We start from the raw sequence: 23,427 nt of genomic DNA on the forward strand, positions 1-23,427 counted from the left end.
CACAAACAGCAAACAGCTTAATCATTCATATATATTTAAAATTATGTTTATTTTCTTTTAATATATGATATTATAAAATAAGTTGGATTTGAAAACTTCACTCTTGTTTTAAGGAGGTAATTATGAAAGATAAATATATTATATATTTTATAAGTAGAACAAAAGCAGAAATGATAAAATTTATAGATAACAAACTAAAAAAAAATAATCTGGATGGTTTAATACCTAGTCATGGTAATATACTTACTGCACTCTTTGAAAGTGATAAACCTTTAACTATGAAGGAGATTTCAAACAAAATCGGAAAAGATAAATCAACCGTAACTGCTTTAGTAAATAAATTAATAAGCTTAGGATATATACAAAAAGAAAAATCTATCTCTGATAAAAGAGTAACTTATATAAAATTAACTCAAAATGCAAGAAATATAGAAGATAGTTTTAATCATATATCTTCCCAAGTTAGACAAACTGCATATAATAATTTCACAGAAGAAGAGAAAAAAGAATTCTTAAGATTACTAAAAAAACTTAGTACAAACTTCAGAGATGCCAATAAATCAGATTAAAAAAACTGTAAGGACCTATAGTCCCTACAGTTTTTTAATCTAATTTTTCTCTTAATCTATAAAAGTAACTACTTCCTGAAGTGGTTTACGAGGTAATTTTGCAGGAGTATTATCCTCTGCTATACCAACAGATATCATGGACATTAATTCATAATTAGGCTTTTCAAATCCTATTAATTTTTCTAACTCTGCCTTAGCATGAGTAGGCCCTGTCATATAACAACTTCCATAACCCATTTCTGTTGCTGCCAATAAGAAATTTTCCACTGCTGCGCCTATTGCTTGTGCTGCTGATTGAGGTGATACTAAAACATCTAGTACTTCCTTTGTCGCGCCATTTTCTTTTAATATTTTGTACTCTATCATATCGTAAGGCTTTGAATAAACCATTACAACTGCTGGAGCATTTTTGAATGAAGTATAGTATTTTAGTACACTCATATGTATTTTTCTATCTTTTTCAGTTTTAGCTATTTCTCCAATTTTTTCATGACTTTTAGCTACTATCTCAGCCATTTTATTTATTAATTCTTTACTAGTTATTACAACAAAGTTCCAGTTTTGTTGGTGTTTTGGTGATGGTGCTTCAGTTGCTGCCTCTAACATTTTTAATATGTCTTCTCTTGGTACTTCAACATCTTTAAACTTTCTCACACTTTTACGATTGTAAATCATATCTAAGTTTGCCATTTTATTTCTCCTTTTATGTCTTAATTATAATATTTATAAAAACTTAATTTTTATCAACAAATTTAGTAAATTTACTAATATTTCAGTAATAGCATTACCATCTAGTATATTAGCGCCAGATCTACTACTTGTATATAAAAGATTATTCTTTTCAATTTCCCTATAAACCCATATCCCCTATATGAGACAACTCTTCATTTTTAGAATAATATATATAAAATGTCTGAATGTAATACTTCTTCGATTAGTTGTTTAGACAGACCAATTATACCTAATAAATAGTTTATCGTCAAACTATTTTTATATTATTATTAATAATTTAAATAACTTCATAAGCTCTTCATCCATTAAAAGTAAACCACACAGTAATTCATTATATGTCAAACAATTTGGTATTTTAATTATAATAACTATTAACTAATCTTAATCTACATATAAATTAACATCCTTGGAAATATTAAAAAAGAAATTATATTTTTATTAAAATACCCTTTTTTGAATTGGAGGTTTATTATATGAAAGAGATGCCAACAGCAATTGATGGAACTCTTCGAAAATCTTTTCTTCGTGTGCCAGAAGTTATTAGAGAATGTAGTGGGATTAATGTCTTTGGAAAAAGAATTAAATCTTTAGTATATACAACAGATTTAGCAATTATAAGAAATGTAAATGCAGATGCTATTTTAGCAGTGTATCCATTTACACCTCAGCCAATAATTACTCAAGCCTTACTTTTAGCTTCTGATGTTCCCGTTTTTACAGGAGTAGGAGGTGGACTGACAAATGGTCTTCGTTCTGTTATGCTTGGCACAAATGCTGAAATACAAGGTGCTATAGGAGTCGTTGTAAATGCTCCCACCTCTAATGAAACACTAAAAAGTCTATCTGATGCACTAGATATTCCTGTGGTTGTTAGTATTATAAGCGAGGATTGTGATATAGATGCAAGAGTACATTCAGGAGCTAGTATATTAAATGTTTCTGCGTCAAAAGATACTCCTAAGTTAGTTGCAAAAATTAGAAAAGAATATCCAAGGTTTCCTATTATAGCAACAGGCGGACCTACTGATGATACTATTAGAGAAACCATAAAAGCTGGTGCTAATGCTATAACTTGGACACCTCCTACAGTCCCCCACCTTTTCAAAGGTGTAATGAATTCTTATAGAATTAATGTTGAGCATCATCACTAAAAATAAATTATAAAAAAGCAGTGGTACTCACTGCTTTTTTATAATTTACTTTTTATAAGATTTTACTATTTCACCATAATATAAATAATGATAATCTTCTTTAGGATAATTCTTTTTCAACTCTTCAGGAAATTTATCCTTGTCTATAAGATCTACATATTTTATCTCGCATTCATAGTACATATCACAATTATCCACAACTGGTGAGTCAACAATTTGACTTGGTATAAATTTAATTTTACCTTCTTTTTCTTTATCTATATTTCTTCCTGACTTTGTTCCACAAATAGTTAATGCTTCTTTAAAGTCATCACTATATGGAATACTTATAGTATAATCTTTGGCATCTTTTATTAACTCTTGTGTATATCTTTGTGGTCTAACCATAGCAACAAAAAATGGTTTATTCCAGCTATATCCCACGTATCCCCAAGCAATTGTCATTGTGTTTATTATGTTTTTATTTTTTACTGTAAGAAAAGCTCCTCTTTTACTTAGGTTTTTCATTGCCATTCCCAAATCTTCATAAAAATTCATTGTAAATTCTCCCCATCCTGTTAAGTATATTTATATTAGAAATTATAACAGATAAAAAATACATATTAAAAGCTATTTCTTCATTTATATAACATTCATATAGTTATATACCATAATGATTATATTAAAATACTACTATGAAAAACATCTTTACTCACCATAATCTATATATTTATCATTGCATATATATTTAAAATATCCAATTCGTTCTAAATTCTTTCTTGGGGCAATCAGAGTTGGTTCTAAGTCATTTGCAACTCTGTAATGTTTTCTTGCTTTATTATAATCTCCACGTTTTTCATAATAAATTCCCAATAAATTGTGAATTCTTCCTGATGATAAATCTTCAGCCATAGCCTCTTTAATTTTATAAATAGCCAAATCATAATCATTTATTTTTAAGTAATAAATAGCTTTATCTATTGTACTATTTTTATCTTCACAAGCTTTAATCACTATATTCAACTCCTTTTTTATTATATATTACTATTATATTTATATTTTGATTAAGTTCACATTAAGGTTTTTACTCTTATATAAAGATTTTGTAAAGATTTTCATAAAAAAACAGCAATATTTAAATTGCTGTTTTATAAACTATAACTTTTTCTCTTTAAATCCTTCACCTTTTACTTCATCAATATTATTAGTTGACACAAAAGCATTTTTATCTAAAATAAATAAAATTAACTTTTGCTTATTAAAAATATATTTTTTATTTTCTACTGATATAGATGTAAAATACATAGAATTTTAACTAAATTTATACTATAATAAAAATTATGTAAAATGATTAATTTAGATAAAAAAAGCTGGTTATCTTAATTTGATATACAGCTTTTTTATTTTGTTACTAATATATAGGCATAATTGGTGCATCTAAAAATTCTTGTATTGGTACATCTACTTTTGTATCATCACAGTCCTTTTGATTTTCCAAATATTTTATGATAAGTTGGCCAATTTGTTTTCCTAATTTTAATCCTTCCACACAATCACATCTAAAATGGACTCCTGCATACAACCTTGAAGTTGATGCTTGTTTAGCAATTTCACTAAGCTTTTCAGATTCTGCTGGAAAATAGTAAGATAAAACTTCACAAGTAGCACCTGATACTACTGAATGTCCTGATACATAAGTTGGGAATTTAGGAGTTGGAATTACAGTTTGAAGATATGGATTTAATTGAACTGGCCTTGGATAATCCCATAAATATTTATAATACCAACAAATTATGAATGCATCATTTTGTGTTCCACCAATTACAGACAATAATCTAGCCGATCTTGCTGGCGAAAGATTATAAGTCTTAATCAAAGACATTACTATAGTTCCTAATTGATAAGCTGGTACACCAGTACCCCAAAACTTTGCCATTGCAATTTGTTTTGGAGTTAGATTTTCATTTACTTCCATTACATCTACAAGTTGTAGTTTAAAATTATAATATGCAGGGTTAGCAACATCAAAAGCAATTTCTTTTCCATTTGGTTCAACAAAATCACCTTTTTCATTTCTTTTAAAGTATACTAGTGGCCATGAACCAGCATTGGGATCAATACCGTGATAAACTCTTTCTTCTCCTGGATAAGGAATATTTGACCAACTATTATAAAAGTTATTTTTATAATTTATGCTATTACAACTAGACATGTTTACCTACTTAATATAAGTTTGTTATATTATATTAATGTCTGTTGCAATTTGTTACATTTTGTATTTTATTATATGATTTATCTTATTTTTCTTTTATTGGTATCCAAACTTCAAAGACTGAGTCTAATGGATCTGCATTAAGATATAACTCTATATCAGGTTGATTTGCATATTCATAAGAAGAAGACGGTAGCCACTCAGTTATTGCTCTTTTCTCAACTTCTTGTATAGCTTCTGGCATCTTTCCTTTCCCAGGAAATACAGCCCATGTACACGGTTGAATTATATATTCACACATACCTTCTTTTATTTCCTTATTTGTCTCAACTCCAATATAATATTCCCACTTATCCATAATATCCATACATGCACTTACTCCAAGTACTCCTTTGCTCTTTTCATCCATAAGTGATATTACTTCATTTAACTTATTGTTTTGTGATACTTCACCCCAAAATTTAGGGACTTCTTCAAAATTTTCTTCAATATTTTTACTCATTTCTTTTTTAAAACCTACTATTCTTATTTCATTTCTTCTTACTACTTGATATTCCATATCTTTCACTCCTTTTATAGTAATTTTAAAACTAATTTGAGGATATGCTTTTAAAACGGTTCCTTCTTTGCTGGCTATAGACGGAGAAACATTATGAATCTTTTGAAATGCCCTATTAAAAGATGTTGGAATTTCATATCCATATTTATAAGACACATCTACAACCTTACGTCCTTTTTGTAAATTGAATGCAGCTAAAGTCATTTTCCTTTGTCGTATGTATTCAGAAAGAGGAACTCCAGCAATATATGAAAACATTCTTTGAAAATGATAAGTACTACAACATGCTATTTTCGCTGCTTTATTGTAATCTATATTTCCCTGTAAATTATCTTCAATATATTTTATAGATTCATTTAGTTTATCCAACCATTCCATTAGCTGACCTCCTTTAATTAATATTGTATTTTAGTAAAAATATAATAGCCTCTCATTTCGTGCACAATAATGAGAGGTTTACATGCATAATACTTTTTAATTCAATTCTATGTTTATGCATAATATCCTTTATTATTATAAAATATCCCATCCTGTTACAAACTTAAATTAATAACCACAGCAAACGTCTAAACTTTCTACAAAAATATGCTTTTACATAATTAATAATAGATTTTTTCAAATAATAATCAACCTAAGTATATTCAATATTTATAGTTACCATATAAAATTATAATGAGTATATTATTAATATAAAATAAATTGTTAAGGAGGTTATTTATGAGAAATATAATTCACTATGTTGAAAATGAAGTTCGTACTATAGATGAAAAGAAGTTCAATACTGTAGACTCACTTGTTCTTTCTCAAGTTACCAACTTTTTATACGATGACTTAGTAGGTAGTTTGTATGATCTAAAGCCTCCTATATTTTTTAAAGATTTATTAAAAGCTGAGTATTTTGAAAGAATGTTTCGTAGCTTTATTTGGCCTAAAAAAAATAAGCAATTATTGTTTGCTTTAGCTGCAAGTCCAAGGTTTAGAGATATTGAAATTAATTACTATGTGTCAAAAATAGATGTAGACAAAGAAAAACAATTTTCTGCCACAACATTTATAATAAACAATGAATTTGCTTATCTAGGATTTAGAGGAACGGATACTACAGTAGTTGGTTGGAAAGAGGATTTTAATATGGCATTTGTATCTCCTATTCCATCTCAATTGGAAGGGATTGAATATGTAAATGCAATTTCTAAATTACTACCTCATAAATTATATATTGGAGGACATTCAAAGGGTGGCAATATTGCAGTATATTCATCCATGAATTGCAACAGTGATATAAAGCCTAGAATTGAAAATATATATAGCCACGATGGCCCTGGTTTTAGATCTGAAATTATAAAAAGCGAAGAGTTCATATCTATAAAAAATAAAATAAATAAAACTATCCCTTACTCTTCTTTAGTTGGCATCCTCCTTGAAAATCATGAACATTATCATGTTGTAAAAAGTAGTGGTGTGGGAGGCATAATGCAACATGACCCCTTTTGGTGGGAAGTTGGAAAGGATGATTTCGTTTATTTAAATGAATTATCTTCAAAATCTAAATATGTTAACAAAACACTTAATACTTGGCTTAGTCAAATTTCAGATAAAAAACGTAAGCAATTTATTGAGGCATTATTTGATATTTTAAATTCAACTAAATGTGAAACTATTACTGATATTGCAGGCAATTGGAAAAGTAACTTACCTATTATACTAGATGCTATAAAGCACATGGATGAAGAAGAAAAAATTCTTATTATAGAACTATTTAGACAATTGGCATTTCTATCTCTTAAGGGCATGTCTAAAAATGATAAAAACTATGTAATTTTGCAAAACAGAAGTAAGTAATTATTCTTTTATAAAAATTTGATACCTTAAGTCCTCCACAAAAACCATACAATTTTACCCAATGACTTCCTTAAATCCAAATGGTTATAAACTAAAAAAGTGTAATGAGATTAGATATAAATCTCATTACACTTTTTTATTACTTATCTTTATAAGAACAGCAATAATCTCCGTAAGTTTTAACTCTTACTTCAAAAGCTGATTTTTCTGGAACTATAAAGCTATCCCCTTCTTTGTAAGTTTTAAATTCACTCTCACCAGGTAAGCAAATATCCATTTCTCCACCTATAACTTCCATTAATTCTTCAACACCAGTATTAAATACATATTCTCCTGGCATCATAAATCCTAATGTTTTTCTTTCTCCATTTTCAAAATACACAGTTCTACTAGTTACTTTTCCTTCAAAATATACTGTAGCTTTTTTTACAACTTTTACATTATTAAATTCCATAATTTTCTCCCTTATTATTTATATTAATTAATAATTCTATAAACCTCTTGCTTTATTAACACAAGATTTCATACATTCTATAATTGCACTTCTAAATCCTTTTTCTTCTAAAACTCTAACTGCTTCTATAGTTGTTCCTCCTGGTGAACAAACCATGTCTTTTAATTCTCCCGGATGTTTACCAGTATCTAATACCATTTTTGCACTTCCCATAACTGCTTGAGCCGCAAATTTATAAGCTTTGTCTCTAGGCATCCCATCTAAAACAGCACCATCTGCCAATGCTTCTATAAACATATATACATAAGCTGGCGAAGAACCACTTACTGAAACTACTACATCCATTAAGTTTTCTCCTACAACTTCTACTTCTCCAAAACCACTTAGAATATTACATACATAATCTAATTCTTCTTTAGTTACTAAATCATTATGGCAAACTCCTGTTATACCCTCACAAACTAATGCTGGAGTATTAGGCATTGTTCTTACAATCTTTACGTCTCTACCAAATAAAGAATTTAATCTTTCTAAAGTTTGGCCTGGTGCTATAGTTACTATAATTTGATTTTCTCTTATATGCTCTTTTACTTCATTTATTACTGCTGCATAGTATTGAGGTTTTACTGCTAAAACAACTACCTCAGCTTCTTCTATTACTTTTAAATTACTTTCTGTAGTTTCAATGTTTAAACTTTCTCTTGCTGAAGCTAAACTTGGAGCATAAGCATCTGATGCTATAATCTCTTCACAAGGAATGATTTCATTTCTTATGATACCTCCCATCATAGCCTTAGCCATATTTCCTGCCCCAATAAATCCTAATTTTTTACTCATTTCAAATATCTCCTTTTCTCAAATCAACACTGTAGCTACTATTTGTATCACTTTAGCAACTACAGTGTTATTATTTATAATAAATTTTAATTGTTTACGTTAAACAAATTAAAGTCTATAAAGCTTGTTCAGTACGCTCAATTATTTCATCTTGAAGAGCTTTACTTAAGTTTCTAAAGTGGTCACTATATCCTGCAACACGAACTATTAAGTCTTTATACTCTTCTGGATTGTTTTGAGCATTTATTAATGTTTGTCTATCGATAACATTAAATTGTATATGATGTCCATCCATATCAAAGTAAGCTCTAACTAAGTTTGACATTTGATCTAAACCATTTTCTCCTGCAACAACGCTTGGTGTGAATTTTTGATTTAAAAGCGTTCCACCAGTTCTCAAGTGGTCCATTTTAGATGCAGATTTTATAACTGCAGTAGGTCCATTTGTATCTCCACTCTTAGATGGTGATATACCTTCTGAAACTGGTTTTTGAGCAAGCCTTCCATCTGGAGATGCCATCATTACCTCTCCAAAATAAACATGACAAGTAGTTGGCAGCATGTTTATTCTATATTGTCCACCCTTCATATTTGGTCTACCAGTTATTGTTTTTTGGTAGAAGTTAAATATATCTTTCATAATATCATCTGCATAATCGTCATCATTACCATATTTAGGTGTCTTATTACTCACTAAGTTTTTAATTATTTCATGGCCTTCAAAGTTATCTTCTAAAGCTTTTATTAATTCTTCCATAGAGAATTTTTGCTTATCAAATACATTGTACTTAATTGCTGATAAAGAATCTGTTATTGTTCCTATACCAACACCTTGTATATAGTTTGTATTATATCTAGCACCTCCAGCATTGTAATCTTTGCCACTTGATATACAATCATTTGTTATTATTGATAAAAATGGTGCTGGCATGTATCTAGCATAAATTTCTTCTATTACATTACTTCCTTTTATTTTTATATCTAAGAAGTATTCTATTTGTTTCTTGTAAGCTTCAAATAGTTCTTCAAATGATTTGAAGTCTTTAGCATATCCTAATTGTAATCCTAATTGTTTTTTACTTACATTATCATAACCATTATATAAAGTAAGTTCTAATATTTTAGGAAGGTTGAAATATCCTGTTAATATATAAGCTTCGTTTCCAAACGCCCCTGTTTCAACACATCCACTAGTTCCACCAAGTCTAGCATCTTCAATAGTTTTACCTGCATTTAGTAACTCTTGTACTATTGCTTCTGTATTATAAAATGCCGGTTGACCCCATCCTTTTCTTGATATTTCACAAGCTCTTTTTAAGAATTTACGAGGAGTTTTTTTACTAATTTGTACGTTTGAACTTGGTTGTAGTAATTTCATTTCATCCATACAATCAAGTATTAAGTAAGAAACTTCATTAACTCCATCTTTACCATCTTCAGTAATACCACCAGTATTTATATTTGCAAAATCAGTGTAAGTTCCACTTTCTTTTAGTGTTATACCTACTTTAGGTGGTGCTGGTTGGTTATTAAATTTAACCCATAAGTTTTCTAATAATTCTAAAGCTTTTTCATCATCTAAATCCCCAGCTTCAACATCTTTTTCATAGAATGGATATAAATGTTGATCTAATCTTCCTGGACTGTATGCGTCCCATGGGTTTAATTCAGTAGTTACCCCTAAATGTACAAACCAGTACATTTGTATTGCTTGCCAATAAGTTTTAGGTTTATGAGCAGGTACTACATCACAGTTAGCTGCTATTTGTAATAATTCTTCTTTTCTTGCTGGATCAGTTTCAGCTTTCGCTAATTCTCTAGCATAAGATGCATATCTTTCACCTAAAGTTATTATTGCATCGCAACATATATCCATAGCATTTAATTGAGCTACTTTGTCTATAGCTTCTTTATCATTAAAATAGTCTATTTTTTCTTTAGCTGCCTTAATGTCTGCCTTATAATCTAAGAATCCTTTTTCATATATTTTCTTTGAACCAACAGTATGCCCTGGTCCACGTTGCTCCATAAATTCAGTGAAAATTCCATTTTCGTAACAAGTTTTCCACTCATCAGTCATAGCATTTAAAATTTTATGTCTTACTGAACGTTTTTCCCAGAAAGGTATTATTTTTTCTTCTTGTAATTTCATATCTTCTTCAGTAACTTTAAAGAAAATCAAATCTCTATCATTCATAACTTTCATGTCTTCTAATGTATGACAACAAAGTTCTGGAAAAGATGGTGATGCTTGAGGTGAATCACCTTTTTCTCCAACTATTAATTCTCCTTCATTAATACAAAGTTTTTTGTTTTCCATAAAATGTTTGAAAGCTAAAGCTCTCATTTCTGGAATAGAAACAGATCCTTCATGTTCCATATAAGCATCCGTCATTAAATCAGCTCTTTCCATGTAAATATGTGGAGTAGCCTCTACACTTTGCTTTCTTAATTTTTTAATTCTTTCATTCATTCCTCTTTCCATGGTTTAACCCCCTATTTTTGTATTATTAAATCCATTTTTTATAAACAGTTCTTGAAGTTCTTTCATTCTGTCTTTGCTTGGAATTGTAAAAGTTTCCCCTTTGTACTCCATATCTAATCTGTCATATTTACTGCTAGCAATGTTATGGTATGGCAACAAGTTCACTTGCTTTACACTTACATTTTCTTTTAAAAATTCAATTATTTCTTCCATATCTTTATTTTTATCATTTACAGTTCCTATAACTGGAATTCTTATATAAATATTTGCATTATTTTCACTTAAATATTTTAAATTGTTAAGTATAAGTTCATTTCCCTTGCCCATATACTTTTTATGCTTTTCATTATCCATAGTTTTAATGTCATAAAGAAAGGTATCAACATATGGTAAAACCTTTTCATAGTTAATCTCAGGTGCATGACCGCATGTATCAATAGCCACATTGTATCCTTTTCTCTTTATTTTCTTTAATAAAGAAACTATAAAATCGTTATTTTGCAACATTACTTCCCCACCAGATAAAGTTACTCCACCAAAAGAGGATTCATAGAACATACTATCTTTTTCAATTTCTTTCATTATGTCATTAATTGAATAATCATTACCCACAATTTCTCTAGCATTATTTACACAATAATCTAAGCACTTACCACAAGCCTTACAATTATCTCTATCGTATTTAACATTACCGCTTTCTTCATCTTTTGTGTTATGTGAACAAATTTTAGTACAATATAAACAGTTAGTGCATTTTTCTCTATTGAACATTACTTCTTTATTAAAACTTTGACTTTCAGGGTTATGACACCACCAACAATTTAGTAAACAACCTTTAAAAAAAACTGTTGTCCTTATTCCATCTCCATCATGTATAGAATATTTTTGAATACTTATTATATTTGCTATTTTCATAACCTCCCCTCTATATTTCATTTATATGAATTTTATTCCTTTATAATTTCATAATAGTATATTGTTATTAATTTGTCATTGGTTTTTTCATTATTTTTTATATTTTTTTATTAATATGAAATTATTTCTTATTTATACAAGTTGACTTATTAGTAATATTATTTTAATATTTAAATTATTAATAATATAATTGAAAAAGGGGTTAAGTTAATGAACTATAATACTAGTATAGGTTTAAAAATAAAAGAACTAAGAAGCGAAAAAAAATTCACTCTTAAATATTTAAGTGAAGAAACAAATTTATCTATAGGTTTTTTATCTCAACTTGAAAGAGGAATGACTAGCGTAGCTGTAGATTCTCTTGCTAAAATTGCAAAAGTTTTAGATGCAAATGTTCTAGATTTTTTTGACTATCCAGATGAAAGTAATAAATCTTGCATAACAAGAAGTTATGATAGAAAGTACACTGTAATAGATTCTGAGATTATTCAATATACTTTAAACAAAGATACTTTTGCTTATGATATGCTTCCAAGGATACATGAAGTCATGCCACATAAGTATAGTGAGCCTGAAGAAATAGAGCTATATTCTCACGAAGGGGAGGAATTTATATATGTACTTGAGGGTATTTTAACTTTAAATATTGACAATTTAATAACTGATTTATATCCTGGTGATAGTGCACATATCAAATCAGAATCACCACATAACTGGAGTAATAATACATCAAAGTCAGTAAAAATACTTACTGTAAATACTCCTAATCCATTAAGAAAATAATTTCACCAAAATGAAAAAGGATATGATATTCATATCCTTTTTATCTATAACCATTTGCCACTTTTCACAAAGTTTTCTGCTTTTTCATGGGCCTTTTTAACGATATTCTGTTCATAGCCTATTAAACTTAATAATTTAATTGCATTTCTTGATTTAGCTCTGCCTTTATTAAGTCTATAATCAAATACTATATCGTCATCCGTAATTTCTTCTTCAAAATGATAATTATCATATTCTTTTTCCAATAAATAAGTTAACTCAATGTCATGAGTTGCTGCAATACAAATAGCGTTTGATTTATTTAAATGACTTAAGACTTCAGAAGATGACGCAATTCTTTCCACAGTATTTGTTCCTCTTAAAATTTCATCTACAAAGCAAAGGCATGGTATATTTTCATTACATTTGTCTATTATTCGTTTTAATGATTTTATTTCTACCATATAATAACTTTCTTCGTTTAATACATCATCTTTAAGTGCCATTGAAGTGTATATATTAAAAAATGTTCCTTCATATTTTTTAGAACAAGAAGTGTAAATACTTTGACATAAAATTTGGTTTATAGCAACACTTTTTATAAAAGTTGATTTTCCAGATGCATTGGATCCGGTTATAAGAACTCCTTTATTTATATCAAGTGAATTGCTCACTGGATTATTAATTAGAGGATGATAAAGTTCCTCAAAATTAATAATGTTATCCTCTTTTTTTGTACTAGTGGAAAGCTGTGGTTTAGAATAATAATCTAAAGAAGTTCTAAAAGAAGATATACTTATTAAAGCATCAACACCACCTACATATTCGTAAATGCTTTTCAAATACTCTTTATTTTTTATAATAGTTTCCTTAACTTTTTCATAAGTTATTAACTCTGATAAAGTAATCATATTAGCATATTCACTAAAAAAATTTAAATCTGATAATATTGAGTATGGATTTTTAGATATAGATTTTTTCTTAATTTTTTTAACTTTTTCTAAATCTTGCACAATATTTTTTAAGTTATTATCAAGTACATTTATTTTCATATCTTTTATCTTAAATGCCACATTTATCGTTTTAATTATATATGTAAATCCACTAACATCGATTTTTCTATTCTTATTATTAAAACTTATAAATATATTTAATGCTATACTTAACATTGTTATAAGAAGAAAAGATTTGTTTATACCTATTAGTAATAATGATATAAAAGGAATTGCCCTTAAAGTTCTATAAAACTGTAATCTATTTTTAGAGTTATCCTCTTCTAAAAACAAGCAGAGAGTTGTATTAGCATCGTAATTATACCCTAAATTTGATAAAATTAATTGTAATTTAAGTCTTTCTTCAAAATTATTCATAAAATATTCAATAATGCTATCTCTTTTTTTCAACTCTTTTAGACTACATAAAGGATTTCTAAGTATATCATATAATACTTCTCTTCCCGCAGAACTTTGTGTATTGTTTATTTTTTTATAAATATCATCCATAGACAAATCACTCCATGTAATATCATCTATACCTTTCTTTTGGTTCTTATTTTTAAAATAAGTAGCAATATTATTCATTTTATAATCCGCATCTTCAATATTTATTTGGCAACCATAACTTTCAATTATTTTAGCTTTATTTTTATTAAATCTCCTTTTAAATGAATATAAATCATACAATGAACAAATTATAATCATCAAAATTATACTTGCAACAATTTTTATTATATCCCCCATATTTACCTCCTTTTTACTTTAATCCTCAACTTTATATTTTATTCTTAATTCTTTATCTATTCAATAGTACATCTTTATTAGTATATCTTTATTTTTTTATATAATCTTGTTTTAAACATAAAATATACATATTTTCTTTTTGTTCTAGATAAGATTTATAAACAGTATTATTATTAAAAAAGCATACTTTTATCATTTTGATAATAATATTATAGAAAGGAGAAAATATGGTAAATAAGATTAATGAATTATGTGAAAAGTATTATGACAAAATAGTTGAAATAAGACATCAGTTGCATATGTATCCTGAGGTTGGTTACGAGGAACTTAACACCTCCAAGTTAGTATACAATGAACTTAAAAACTTAAACTTAGATGTAAAAAACAATGTTGCTAAAACAGGTGTAATTGCATTATTAAAGGGAAAATATCCTGGAAAAACCATACTTCTTAGAGCTGACATGGATGCTCTTAGAGTAAATGAAGAAACCAATTTAGAATTTAAATCTAAAATTCCAGGTATTATGCATGCTTGTGGTCATGATGGTCATACAGCTTCACTGCTTGGTGCTGCTATGGTATTAAGCGAACTAAAAGATGATTTACATGGAAATATTAAGTTTATGTTCCAACCAGATGAAGAAATTGAAGGTGGAGCAAAACCAATGATTGATGAGGGTATATTAGAAAATCCTCATGTAGATGTGGCCTTTGGAGCACACTTATGGGGAGAAGTAAAAGAAGGAATGATAGGTATTAAACACGGTCCTATGATGGCATCTCCAGATATATTCAATATAAAAATTATTGGTAAAGGTGGTCACGGTGGTGTACCACAAAATTCCATTGACCCTATCCCAATTTTATCTCAAGTAATAAATACATTCCAAACTATTGTAAGTAGAAAAAATAATCCTCTTAATCCATTAGTCTTATCTTGTTGTCATGTTAAAGCTGGAAATACTGATTGTCATAACGCAATTCCTACAGAAGCAATTCTTGGTGGTACTGTTAGGACATTTGATGAAAAAACTAGAACTTGGGCGCAAAAAACTATAGAAGACATATTAAATGGAATTACTATTAGCCAAGGTGCAACTTACGAATACGAGTATATAAAACAATTTCCACCACTTATAAATGATTACCATATGACAGATTTAGTTATGTCATCTCTAAAAAAAGTTGTTGGTGAACAAAATGTTTTTGAACTAAATGAGCCATCTATGGGTGGTGAAGACTTTGCATATTTAGCAAAAGAGGTTCCTGCTTCCTTCGTATTTGTTGGTATAGCAGAAGACGAAAATCATCCAGTAGTTCATCATAATTCAAAATTCCAATGGAATGATAAAAATATGAAAGTTCTTTGTAAAGCTTTATGTCAAGTTTCAATTGACTATTTAAGCAGTTAAATTTTAATTAAGGGGGGATTATCTTGGGTAAGGCAAAAGTAAATGTAGAAAAAAAACAAGGATTGCTAATGAGATTTTTAAATGTTGTTGAAAGGGTTGGTAACAAATTACCGGATCCCGTTACTATATTTGTAATACTTTGGTTTGTTGTTATGGTATTATCATATTTTGTAGCAAAATCAGGTGTTAGTGCTATACATCCTGGTCAAATCGATGAAACAACTGGTAAAAATTTAGTTGTTCAAGGTGTAAATTTATTAAGCAAAGAACAATTGCAATTATTTTTAACAAATATAGTTACAAACTTTACAAGTTTTGCTCCTCTTGGATTAGTACTTGTTACTATGCTTGGAGCTGGTTTAGCTGAAAAATCAGGATATATGGAAACTGTAATGAAAAGTACTGTTACTAAGGTTCCTAAAAAGTTACTAACTGGTACTATCATATTCGTTGGTATAATGGCTAATGCAGTGGCTGATGCAGGTTTTGTTGTTCTTCCGCCCCTGGCTGCACTTGTATTTTTAGGAGTTGGTAGACATCCACTTGTTGGTCTATTTTCTGGATATGCAGGAGTTGCCGCAGGATTTTCTGCCAATTTAATGGTAAGCATGCTAGACGTACTTGTTTCAGGATTTACAATTCCAGCTGCTCAAATTGTTGATCCCAATTATATTGGTACTCCTGCAATGAACTGGTATTTTTTAATAGTTTCAACATTTATACTTGTAATTATTGGTACATTTGTTACAGAAAAATATTTAGCTCCTCGTTTTGAAGATACCGATTATATAGCAGCAGATAATGACGTAGATTCAGAAATTACGCCATTAGAAAGAAAAGCTATGAAGTACGCTTCTATAGGGTTATTAATTTGTGTAATTATACTAGTTGCCCTATGTATAGGACCTAATGCCTTTATGAAAGATGCAAAAACAGATTCTCTTCTTTCAGCATCTTCACCTCTTATGGCTGGTATGGTCCCAATCATTACTATAATTTTCTTTGTACCTGGTCTTACTTATGGTATTATAACTAAAAAGATAAAAAATGACAAAGATTTAGCAGCAATTTTATATGAATCTATGGCTGGTATGGGCTCTTATATAGTATTAGCCTTTGCAGCTGGTCAATTCCTAGCTTTATTTAATTCATCTAATATGAGTTCACTTTTATCTATCAAGGGTGCTGAGTGGTTAAGAGGTGTAGGACTTACAGGACCTGGGCTTTTAGTTGCCTTTGTAATATTTGCCGCTTTCATAAATCTATTTGTTGGTAGTTGCTCTGCAAAATGGGCTGTAATGGCTCCCATATTTGTTCCAATGTTCTTACTACTTGGATATGACCCAGCACTAACTCAAATGGCTTATCGTATAGGTGACTCTATAACAAATCCTATAAGCCCAATATTTACTTACTTCCCTGTCATATTAGCCTTTGCTAAAAAATACGACAAGGATATAGGTATTGGTACAGTAATGGCAAGTATGACACCATACTCACTACTATTTGGATTAGCATGGATAATTTTATTGGTTGTATTTATGATATTCAATTTACCACTTGGTCCTGGTGGAGGAATCTACTACCATATGTAAATATTACACTTATCATAAATATAATTAATCTAAGCGTATAAAGCTCATATAATGTGGCCTTATTTGATATAACTAAATAACTGTATCTTAATTGGCATAGTTATTTAAATTACTACAATAATGGGGGTAATAAAATGACAATTGATGAACTTGCTAAAGTAAATAAAGACTATGTTATAAATTTAAGAAGGGAATTTCATGAAAATCCTGAAGCTAGTTTTAAAGAGTTTAATACTTCAAAAAGAATAAAAGAAGAATTAGACAAGATGGGGATAGAATATGTTTCATGTGCATCTACCGGAGTAGTAGCTACTATAAAAGGTAATTATCCTGGGAAAACAGTAGCTCTTAGAGCTGATATAGATGCTTTATCTGTGCAGGAATTAAATAATATAGAATATAAATCCCTAGTCCCAGGTATGATGCATGCCTGTGGTCATGATGGTCACTCCTCTATGCTTCTTGGTGCTGCAAAAATATTACATGCTTTAAAAAATGAATTACATGGTACTGTAAAACTTTTTTTCCAACCTGCAGAAGAAATAGGTGAAGGTGCCAAAGCCATGATAAAAGATGGGGCTATGGATAATGTTGGTTCAGTTTTTGGTATCCATTTATGGTCAAACATTGATGTTGGTAAAATATCTGTAGAAGCTGGACCTAGAATGGCTAGTGCTGATTGGTTTAGTATAAATATTACAGGAAAAGGTGGCCACGGTTCTGCTCCTCACGAATGTATTGATGCTTTAGTTATTGCGTCTTCCATAGTGATGAATTTACAGAATATAGCAAGTAGACAAGTCGATCCTCTTCATCCTTTAGTTCTTAGTATTGGTATGCTTAATTCAGGCAGTAGATTTAATGTAATTGCTGAAAACGCTTATATGGAAGGTACTACAAGGTGTTTTAATTTGGATCTTAGAAAAAAACTTCCTAACATGATGGAAAATATAATTAACAATATAGCTAACGGCTACAAAGCTAAAGCTTCTTTAAATTATAATTTTCTTTTACCACCAACAATTAACGATACAAACGCCTCTGCTATTGCACAAATCGCTGCAGATAAAATAGTAGGCAAAGATAAAGTAATAAAATTCGAAAAAGTAACAGGTAGTGAAGATTTCTCTTTCTACCTTGAAAAAGCTCCTGGTGCTTTAGCTTTTGTTGGATGTAGAAATGAAGAAAAATCTGCTTGTTACTCTCATCATAGCGGTAACTTTGATATTGATGAAGACGCATTAGAAATAGGTACAAAGTTATATGTTCATTATGCTATTGATTACTTAAATTCAAATATATAACTATATGTTAATATAAAAATAGCTATGTTAATTAATTTAACATAGCTATTTTTTTTATGGTAACATATTTGCAAATATTATTGGATTAGATGTAGGTTTTGCACTTGAAGGATCAAAAGTAGTTACTCTAGTATGACCTTCTCCTACCCATGGTTGACTTGTTGCTTCTATCATTATACCATCACCAACATATACTGATACGTGACCTATTGAGTATTGTTTACCATTAAATGTAAATTTATCTTCAGTAGGACCTGTCGGACCATTATCCCAATATATTAAATCTCCTGGTTTTAAATTATAAGCTGTCATATTTTCATTATAACCTTTTTTAAGCACATATTCTGCTTGCTCACTTGCTTTTTTATAAAGCATTTTACCAGTATTTTGACTATATTTTACCAACTCATCATTTCCAGCAGCAAGATATACTGTTGCAGCAAATCTATTACACATTGTCTGGCCATCATTTGAACCATATGGAGTTCCTATTAGTTTAAATCCTTCTATAAGTCCTTTTGCTCTATCGTTGTCTTCGTATCCTTTTGCCGGCTTAACATCAGTTACAAGTCCATTTTCATTAGCTGTAAACAATAAATATCCAATTTGAACTGTATCGTTTTTCATCAATTTATAATCATTAGGGTTTAGATAATAAGTTTTTTCCCATATAGAATGAAGACCTGTCAAAGCATAAAAATACTTTGGATGGAAGTAGTATGTATCAGAACCTACTTTTGTAATTCCATTTTGAGCTTTTCCATCTTCAGTAGAAAAATAGTATAACTTACTTCCTACGGTTCTAAGGCCTTTGTATATTCCTCCGCCTTTCAAGAAGTAGTATCGTACTCCTTGTTCAACAGTAATCATACCTGTTTTACTATTTCCTTCTTCATCTAAATAAAGATAAGGCTCACCATCTTTATATATAATTCCGCTAGCCTTTTCATCTTCTAATAAAATGCCTGTTTTCTCATCAAAATTATAATACTTTCCATCAATTACTTGTAGTCCAAATACCATTTGTTTAGAAGATTTATCAAAGTAGTACTTGTTATTATCAATAACTATAAATCCACTTAAAGCTGTTTTTGTTTCTGGAGAAAAATAATATTTGTTTTTGTCTACTTCCACTAATCCACTTAAAGCTTTTCCATCAGTTGGAGAAAAATAATATCTTTCTCCTGATATAAGTCTTAAGCCAGTAAGTGATTTATATGTAGATGTTGAGAAATAATATTTGTTTCCGCCTAGTACTCTCAATCCACTTAAAGCTGTTTTTGTAGTTTTAGAAAAATAGTATCTATCTCCATCCACTTCCATTAATCCACTTAGGGCTTCTTTTGTACTGTCTGAAAAATAATACTTTTCTTTTGATATTATTTTTAACCCGCTTAACGCTTTGTACGTAGTTGTTGAAAAATAATATTTATTTCCACTTATTACTCTCAATCCACTTAAAGCTGATTTTGTAGTTTTAGAAAAATAGTATTTATCTCCATTCACTTCCATTAATCCACTTAGGGCTTCTTTCGAACTCTGTGAAAAATAATATTTTTCTCCTGATATTATTTTTAACCCGCTTAACGCTTTATACGTAGTTGTTGAAAAATAATATTTATTTCCACTTATTACTCTCAATCCACTTAAAGCTTTTCCCGTTGATTTTGAAAAATAGTATTTATCTCCACCAACTTCTCTTAATCCGCTTAGTCCTTTACCAGTGCTTGTAGAAAAGTAGTATTTATACCCGTTTATAGTTTGTAATCCAGTTTGCATTTTTCCTGTACTAGAAAAATAATACCTGTAACCTTCTATAGTTTGTAGACCTGTGAGTTTTTTACCTGTTTTCGCACTATAATAGTATGTGTATCCTCCATTTTTGACAAATCCCTTATTTTGTGAATACGCTACATTTACATTTTTAGCATTTTCATTTTTTGAATTAAAGTCTGATGGATTAAATACTATTATTGATGCAAATGCTACTAAAATAATAAACTTAATTGACTCTTTTGTAAAACTACTTGGCAATATATCATCCCCTTCCCTTAAATTTATTATAATTTATAATTAGACTTAATAGAAGCATAATTTGTAAAATTTTCCGGAAAAATGAATAAAATATATACTTTTTAATTAATAATATAATTATTTAATATTTCTAATTACTTTTTTATTTTAAAAAGGTAGAGACGGGTGGACTTTTATATAGTTCATCCTTCTCTACCTTTTTTCATATAGATATTAATAAATTTTACCTGGATTTAAAATATTTTTAGGGTCAAAAGCAGTTTTAATTCCTTTTAATATATTTACGTAGTTTTCATCTTTTGATTCACAGAAATATGGACTCTTGGCATATCCTATTCCATGCTCTCCTGAAACTTCCCCATTCAATTCTCTAGCTTTACTAAACATTAATTCAAAAGCATGATTAAGTCTCTTTGTCCATTCATCTTGTGCTAAATCATCTTTATGAGGATAAACATGTAAATTACCATCTCCTGCATGACCAAAACTTTTTATTTTGAGACCTACTTCTTTTTGTATATCATGAGTATATCTTATAAATTCCGCCACTTTATCTCTTGGTACAACAACGTCACATTCATCAATAACACTATTTGCTTTAAATGCTTCTAAGAATGCTCCCCTTGCAGACCATATACTTTCATTTCTCTCATCTGTATCAGAAATTAATACATCATATGCCCCACAGTCTAAACAAAGTTTTGCTACATTTTCATATTCTTTTTCTATTTCCTCAGTAGAATTTCCATCAAATTTTAATAACAAGTATGCATTTGAAGAATTATCAGGGAATTTCTTGCCTAAAAACTCTTCTGCACCTACAATAGCTTCTCTTTCCATAAATTCTATTGCTGTTGGTATAGATTTTGATTTAATTATTTGAGGAACAGTATCTATTGCTGACTCTAAATCAGGGAAAGGAATTAGTAAACTAATAGCTTTTTTAGGTAGTGGGAGTAATTTTAAAATAGCTTTAGTTACAATTCCTAATGTCCCTTCAGAACCAACTATTAAATCTTTTATTGCATAACCAGAAGAGTTTTTAACAACTTTTCCACCCACATTTATTATTTCTCCATTTGGAAGTACAATTTCTAAACCTCTTACATAATCTCTTGTCACTCCATATTTTACTGCCCTCATACCTCCAGCATTTGTGTTTATGTTGCCTCCAATAGCAGCACTTTTTTCACCTGGATCTGGCGGGTAAAATAAATCATGTTCTTCTACGTACCCACTTATAGTCATAAGTAGTACTCCTGGCTCCACAGTTAAAGTTAGGTTTTCTTCATCAAGTTCTAATATTTTATCCATCTTACACATGTTCATCATAATTCCACCATGAAGGGCGACAGATGCTCCAGAAAGCCCTGTTCCTTGGCCCCTAGGTGTTACAGGTATATTATTTTCATAAGCATATTTCATTATTTTAGAAACTTGCTCAGTACTTTTCACATAAACCATTACCTCTGGATATTTTAATTCCCCTGCCAGCTCATCATGGGCAAAGTCTTCACTTATTTCATCACCAACAATAATATTTTCCTCACTACAAATACTTTTTAAAAATTCTATATCATTTTTATCTAATTTTTTGTACATAAAATTCCCCTCCTACTATTTTAAGATAGCGCAAACTCAGCTTGTGAATTATTCTCTTTTTTAATGTTTTCAATCTTTTCAATTAACATTGGTATTATTTCATAAATATCACCTATTAATGCCAAGTGAGCCACGTCAAATATAGGAGCATTTTCATCTTGATTAATAGAAATTATATAATCAGAGCCTTTCATTCCTGCAACAAATTGAACAGCTCCAGATACACCACAAGTTATTATAAGTTTTGGTTTTACAGTTCTACCACTAAGTCCTATTTGTTTTCTAGCATCTATCCATCCTGATTCAATAGTAGGTCTAGTACCTGCCAATTGACCGCCTAAAAGATCTGCTAATTTCTTAGCCATTTTTATATCTTCAGCTTTTTTGAACGCTCTGCTTACAACAACTACCACTTCTGCATCTTCAATACCTACTACTTTATTTTTTACTTTTGTTTCTAATACTTTTATGTTAGATTTTAACTTATCTTTTTCTATTTCACAAATTGTAATCTTTCCACTAGGCTTTTCAACTTTCTCAGGAACTGAGAATATTTTATATCTTACAGTCGCAAATTGCGGTCTGTGATTTGGAGTATTTATATGTGCCATTATATTACCACCAAAAGCAGGTCTTATTTGATCCAAATCTGTATTTTCTTGAATATCTAATATGGTACAGTCAGCAGTAAGCCCGGTTCTAAATCTTGCAGCAAGCCTTGGTGCCAAAGATCTGCCTATAGTAGTTCCCCCAAATAGCATTATAGTAGGTTTTATATTTGATATATAACTTTCCACCGCTGCAGCGTATGGTTCAATTCTAAATTTGTCTAACTCTTCATCATCATAAACAAATACTTCATCTATACCGTAAGTAAGTAGCGGTTCACATTTATCTTTTATGTTATTTCCCACAAATACACAGTAAACTGGATGATTAATTTTTCCTGCTAACTCCTTTGCCTTACCTATCAGCTCATAAGTTACTGGATGAATTTTGCCATTTGTATGTTCCACATATACTGTTATGCCTCTCCAATCATCTTTATTTATTGCTACTACCTCATCTTCTTCAAATTCAAAAGCACCTTCTGGCCCCTTTTTTACACACATCTTACACATTTTGCAAGCTGCATTTATTTCAATTTTTCCATCTACTTCTTCCAATGCTCCAAATGGGCATAATTCTAATACTTCTTTTATGTTAGTAATTTTCTCAGAATTTACAATTATTTTAGCCATTTT

General features: G+C 29.5%; 21 protein-coding genes. 7 read left to right on the top strand and 14 right to left on the bottom strand.

Annotated features, from left to right (window positions below; translation table 11 throughout):
• The first annotated feature begins 122 nt into the window (after positions 1–122).
• The gene (locus tag JW646_RS00540; protein ID WP_206923239.1) at positions 123–569 is read left to right on the top strand and encodes a MarR family winged helix-turn-helix transcriptional regulator; all 447 of its coding nucleotides are present in this window, start codon (positions 123–125) and stop codon (positions 567–569) included.
• A gap of 51 nt (positions 570–620) precedes the next feature.
• Here the strand turns inward: JW646_RS00540 and JW646_RS00545 are convergent, their stop codons facing one another.
• A complete protein-coding gene (locus JW646_RS00545; protein WP_074917348.1) occupies positions 621–1,259 on the bottom strand; it encodes a nitroreductase family protein in 639 nt (212 codons plus the stop codon).
• A 515-nt stretch (positions 1,260–1,774) separates the two neighbouring features.
• Between JW646_RS00545 and JW646_RS00550 the strand changes: the two genes are divergently transcribed.
• Positions 1,775–2,452 (top strand): hydrolase, encoded by a 678-nt coding sequence (locus JW646_RS00550; protein ID WP_074917349.1) that lies wholly within the window; start codon positions 1,775–1,777, stop codon positions 2,450–2,452.
• A 45-nt stretch (positions 2,453–2,497) separates the two neighbouring features.
• Here the strand turns inward: JW646_RS00550 and JW646_RS00555 are convergent, their stop codons facing one another.
• The 5 genes from JW646_RS00555 to JW646_RS00575 all read right to left on the bottom strand — a co-directional run bounded on the left by JW646_RS00555 (position 2,498) and on the right by JW646_RS00575 (position 5,580).
• The gene (locus JW646_RS00555; protein ID WP_148557642.1) at positions 2,498–2,989 is read right to left on the bottom strand and encodes a flavin reductase; all 492 of its coding nucleotides are present in this window, start codon (positions 2,987–2,989) and stop codon (positions 2,498–2,500) included.
• Positions 2,990–3,139: 150 nt separating this feature from the next.
• Positions 3,140–3,445: a tetratricopeptide repeat protein gene (locus tag JW646_RS00560; RefSeq protein ID WP_148557641.1), complete on the bottom strand. Its 306-nt coding sequence runs from the start codon at positions 3,443–3,445 to the stop codon at positions 3,140–3,142.
• Between the two features lie 141 nt (positions 3,446–3,586).
• Positions 3,587–3,736, bottom strand: a complete 150-nt coding sequence (locus tag JW646_RS00565) for a hypothetical protein (protein WP_228416203.1) — start codon at positions 3,734–3,736, stop codon at positions 3,587–3,589.
• Between the two features lie 106 nt (positions 3,737–3,842).
• Positions 3,843–4,643 (bottom strand): vanadium-dependent haloperoxidase, encoded by an 801-nt coding sequence (locus JW646_RS00570; RefSeq protein WP_228416204.1) that lies wholly within the window; start codon positions 4,641–4,643, stop codon positions 3,843–3,845.
• Positions 4,644–4,728: 85 nt separating this feature from the next.
• The gene (locus tag JW646_RS00575) at positions 4,729–5,580 is read right to left on the bottom strand and encodes an AraC family transcriptional regulator (RefSeq protein ID WP_228416205.1); all 852 of its coding nucleotides are present in this window, start codon (positions 5,578–5,580) and stop codon (positions 4,729–4,731) included.
• A gap of 339 nt (positions 5,581–5,919) precedes the next feature.
• Between JW646_RS00575 and JW646_RS00580 the strand changes: the two genes are divergently transcribed.
• Complete coding sequence (locus tag JW646_RS00580) at positions 5,920–7,044, top strand: DUF2974 domain-containing protein (RefSeq protein WP_228416206.1); 1,125 nt, start codon at positions 5,920–5,922, stop codon at positions 7,042–7,044.
• Positions 7,045–7,183: 139 nt separating this feature from the next.
• Here the strand turns inward: JW646_RS00580 and ppnP are convergent, their stop codons facing one another.
• From ppnP to JW646_RS00600, 4 genes are all read right to left on the bottom strand, one after another.
• On the bottom strand, positions 7,184–7,498 hold the full coding sequence (ppnP, locus tag JW646_RS00585) for a pyrimidine/purine nucleoside phosphorylase (protein ID WP_139216755.1): 315 nt from the start codon (positions 7,496–7,498) through the stop codon (positions 7,184–7,186).
• Positions 7,499–7,534: 36 nt separating this feature from the next.
• The gene (proC, locus tag JW646_RS00590) at positions 7,535–8,335 is read right to left on the bottom strand and encodes a pyrroline-5-carboxylate reductase (protein ID WP_148557637.1); all 801 of its coding nucleotides are present in this window, start codon (positions 8,333–8,335) and stop codon (positions 7,535–7,537) included.
• Positions 8,336–8,450: 115 nt separating this feature from the next.
• Positions 8,451–10,820 carry a trans-4-hydroxy-L-proline dehydratase gene (gene hypD, locus JW646_RS00595; protein WP_228416207.1) on the bottom strand — a complete coding sequence of 790 codons (2,370 nt, stop codon included), beginning with the start codon at positions 10,818–10,820 and terminating at the stop codon, positions 8,451–8,453.
• 3 nt (positions 10,821–10,823) lie between these two features.
• On the bottom strand, positions 10,824–11,735 hold the full coding sequence (locus JW646_RS00600) for a trans-4-hydroxy-L-proline dehydratase activase (RefSeq protein WP_074917369.1): 912 nt from the start codon (positions 11,733–11,735) through the stop codon (positions 10,824–10,826).
• 210 nt (positions 11,736–11,945) lie between these two features.
• Here JW646_RS00600 and JW646_RS00605 point away from each other — a divergent pair, with 210 nt between their 5' ends.
• Positions 11,946–12,518, top strand: coding sequence for a helix-turn-helix domain-containing protein (locus JW646_RS00605; protein ID WP_228416208.1), 573 nt, complete (start codon positions 11,946–11,948; stop codon positions 12,516–12,518).
• Positions 12,519–12,562: 44 nt separating this feature from the next.
• Here JW646_RS00605 and JW646_RS00610 read toward each other — a convergent pair whose 3' ends face one another.
• Entirely contained in the window at positions 12,563–14,236 is a 1,674-nt protein-coding gene (locus tag JW646_RS00610) for a MutS-related protein (RefSeq protein ID WP_228416209.1), read from the bottom strand.
• A gap of 227 nt (positions 14,237–14,463) precedes the next feature.
• Between JW646_RS00610 and JW646_RS00615 the strand changes: the two genes are divergently transcribed.
• The 3 genes from JW646_RS00615 (at position 14,464) to JW646_RS00625 (ending at position 18,547) form a co-directional block, all read left to right on the top strand.
• A complete protein-coding gene (locus JW646_RS00615; protein WP_228416210.1) occupies positions 14,464–15,648 on the top strand; it encodes a M20 metallopeptidase family protein in 1,185 nt (394 codons plus the stop codon).
• A gap of 23 nt (positions 15,649–15,671) precedes the next feature.
• On the top strand, positions 15,672–17,243 hold the full coding sequence (locus JW646_RS00620; protein WP_331478047.1) for an AbgT family transporter: 1,572 nt from the start codon (positions 15,672–15,674) through the stop codon (positions 17,241–17,243).
• Positions 17,244–17,377: 134 nt separating this feature from the next.
• Positions 17,378–18,547, top strand: a complete 1,170-nt coding sequence (locus JW646_RS00625; protein WP_228416211.1) for a M20 family metallopeptidase — start codon at positions 17,378–17,380, stop codon at positions 18,545–18,547.
• A 54-nt stretch (positions 18,548–18,601) separates the two neighbouring features.
• Here the strand turns inward: JW646_RS00625 and JW646_RS00630 are convergent, their stop codons facing one another.
• The 3 genes from JW646_RS00630 to JW646_RS00640 all read right to left on the bottom strand — a co-directional run bounded on the left by JW646_RS00630 (position 18,602) and on the right by JW646_RS00640 (position 23,424).
• Entirely contained in the window at positions 18,602–20,581 is a 1,980-nt protein-coding gene (locus JW646_RS00630; RefSeq protein ID WP_074917379.1) for a hypothetical protein, read from the bottom strand.
• A 213-nt stretch (positions 20,582–20,794) separates the two neighbouring features.
• Complete coding sequence (locus JW646_RS00635; protein WP_206923226.1) at positions 20,795–22,183, bottom strand: FAD-binding oxidoreductase; 1,389 nt, start codon at positions 22,181–22,183, stop codon at positions 20,795–20,797.
• A gap of 20 nt (positions 22,184–22,203) precedes the next feature.
• Positions 22,204–23,424 (bottom strand): electron transfer flavoprotein subunit alpha, encoded by a 1,221-nt coding sequence (locus tag JW646_RS00640; protein WP_228416212.1) that lies wholly within the window; start codon positions 23,422–23,424, stop codon positions 22,204–22,206.
• Positions 23,425–23,427 lie beyond the last annotated feature (3 nt).

The organism is Terrisporobacter hibernicus, from assembly GCF_020809405.1.
Classification (GTDB): Bacteria; Bacillota; Clostridia; order Peptostreptococcales; family Peptostreptococcaceae; genus Terrisporobacter; species Terrisporobacter petrolearius.

Excerpts from the sequence above, each read along its gene's own strand:
- JW646_RS00540 (WP_206923239.1), top strand. The coding sequence starts at position 123 with ATGAAAGATAAATATATTATATATTTTATAAGTAGAACAAAAGCAGAA.
- JW646_RS00545 (WP_074917348.1), bottom strand. The coding sequence starts at position 1,259 with ATGGCAAACTTAGATATGATTTACAATCGTAAAAGTGTGAGAAAGTTT.
- JW646_RS00550 (WP_074917349.1), top strand. The coding sequence starts at position 1,775 with ATGAAAGAGATGCCAACAGCAATTGATGGAACTCTTCGAAAATCTTTT.
- JW646_RS00555 (WP_148557642.1), bottom strand. The coding sequence starts at position 2,989 with ATGAATTTTTATGAAGATTTGGGAATGGCAATGAAAAACCTAAGTAAA.
- JW646_RS00565 (WP_228416203.1), bottom strand. The coding sequence starts at position 3,736 with ATGTATTTTACATCTATATCAGTAGAAAATAAAAAATATATTTTTAAT.
- JW646_RS00570 (WP_228416204.1), bottom strand. The coding sequence starts at position 4,643 with ATGTCTAGTTGTAATAGCATAAATTATAAAAATAACTTTTATAATAGT.
- JW646_RS00575 (WP_228416205.1), bottom strand. The coding sequence starts at position 5,580 with ATGGAATGGTTGGATAAACTAAATGAATCTATAAAATATATTGAAGAT.
- JW646_RS00580 (WP_228416206.1), top strand. The coding sequence starts at position 5,920 with ATGAGAAATATAATTCACTATGTTGAAAATGAAGTTCGTACTATAGAT.
- ppnP (WP_139216755.1), bottom strand. The coding sequence starts at position 7,498 with ATGGAATTTAATAATGTAAAAGTTGTAAAAAAAGCTACAGTATATTTT.
- proC (WP_148557637.1), bottom strand. The coding sequence starts at position 8,335 with ATGAGTAAAAAATTAGGATTTATTGGGGCAGGAAATATGGCTAAGGCT.
- hypD (WP_228416207.1), bottom strand. The coding sequence starts at position 10,820 with ATGGAAAGAGGAATGAATGAAAGAATTAAAAAATTAAGAAAGCAAAGT.
- JW646_RS00600 (WP_074917369.1), bottom strand. The coding sequence starts at position 11,735 with ATGAAAATAGCAAATATAATAAGTATTCAAAAATATTCTATACATGAT.
- JW646_RS00605 (WP_228416208.1), top strand. The coding sequence starts at position 11,946 with ATGAACTATAATACTAGTATAGGTTTAAAAATAAAAGAACTAAGAAGC.
- JW646_RS00610 (WP_228416209.1), bottom strand. The coding sequence starts at position 14,236 with ATGGGGGATATAATAAAAATTGTTGCAAGTATAATTTTGATGATTATA.
- JW646_RS00615 (WP_228416210.1), top strand. The coding sequence starts at position 14,464 with ATGGTAAATAAGATTAATGAATTATGTGAAAAGTATTATGACAAAATA.
- JW646_RS00625 (WP_228416211.1), top strand. The coding sequence starts at position 17,378 with ATGACAATTGATGAACTTGCTAAAGTAAATAAAGACTATGTTATAAAT.
- JW646_RS00635 (WP_206923226.1), bottom strand. The coding sequence starts at position 22,183 with ATGTACAAAAAATTAGATAAAAATGATATAGAATTTTTAAAAAGTATT.
- JW646_RS00640 (WP_228416212.1), bottom strand. The coding sequence starts at position 23,424 with ATGGCTAAAATAATTGTAAATTCTGAGAAAATTACTAACATAAAAGAA.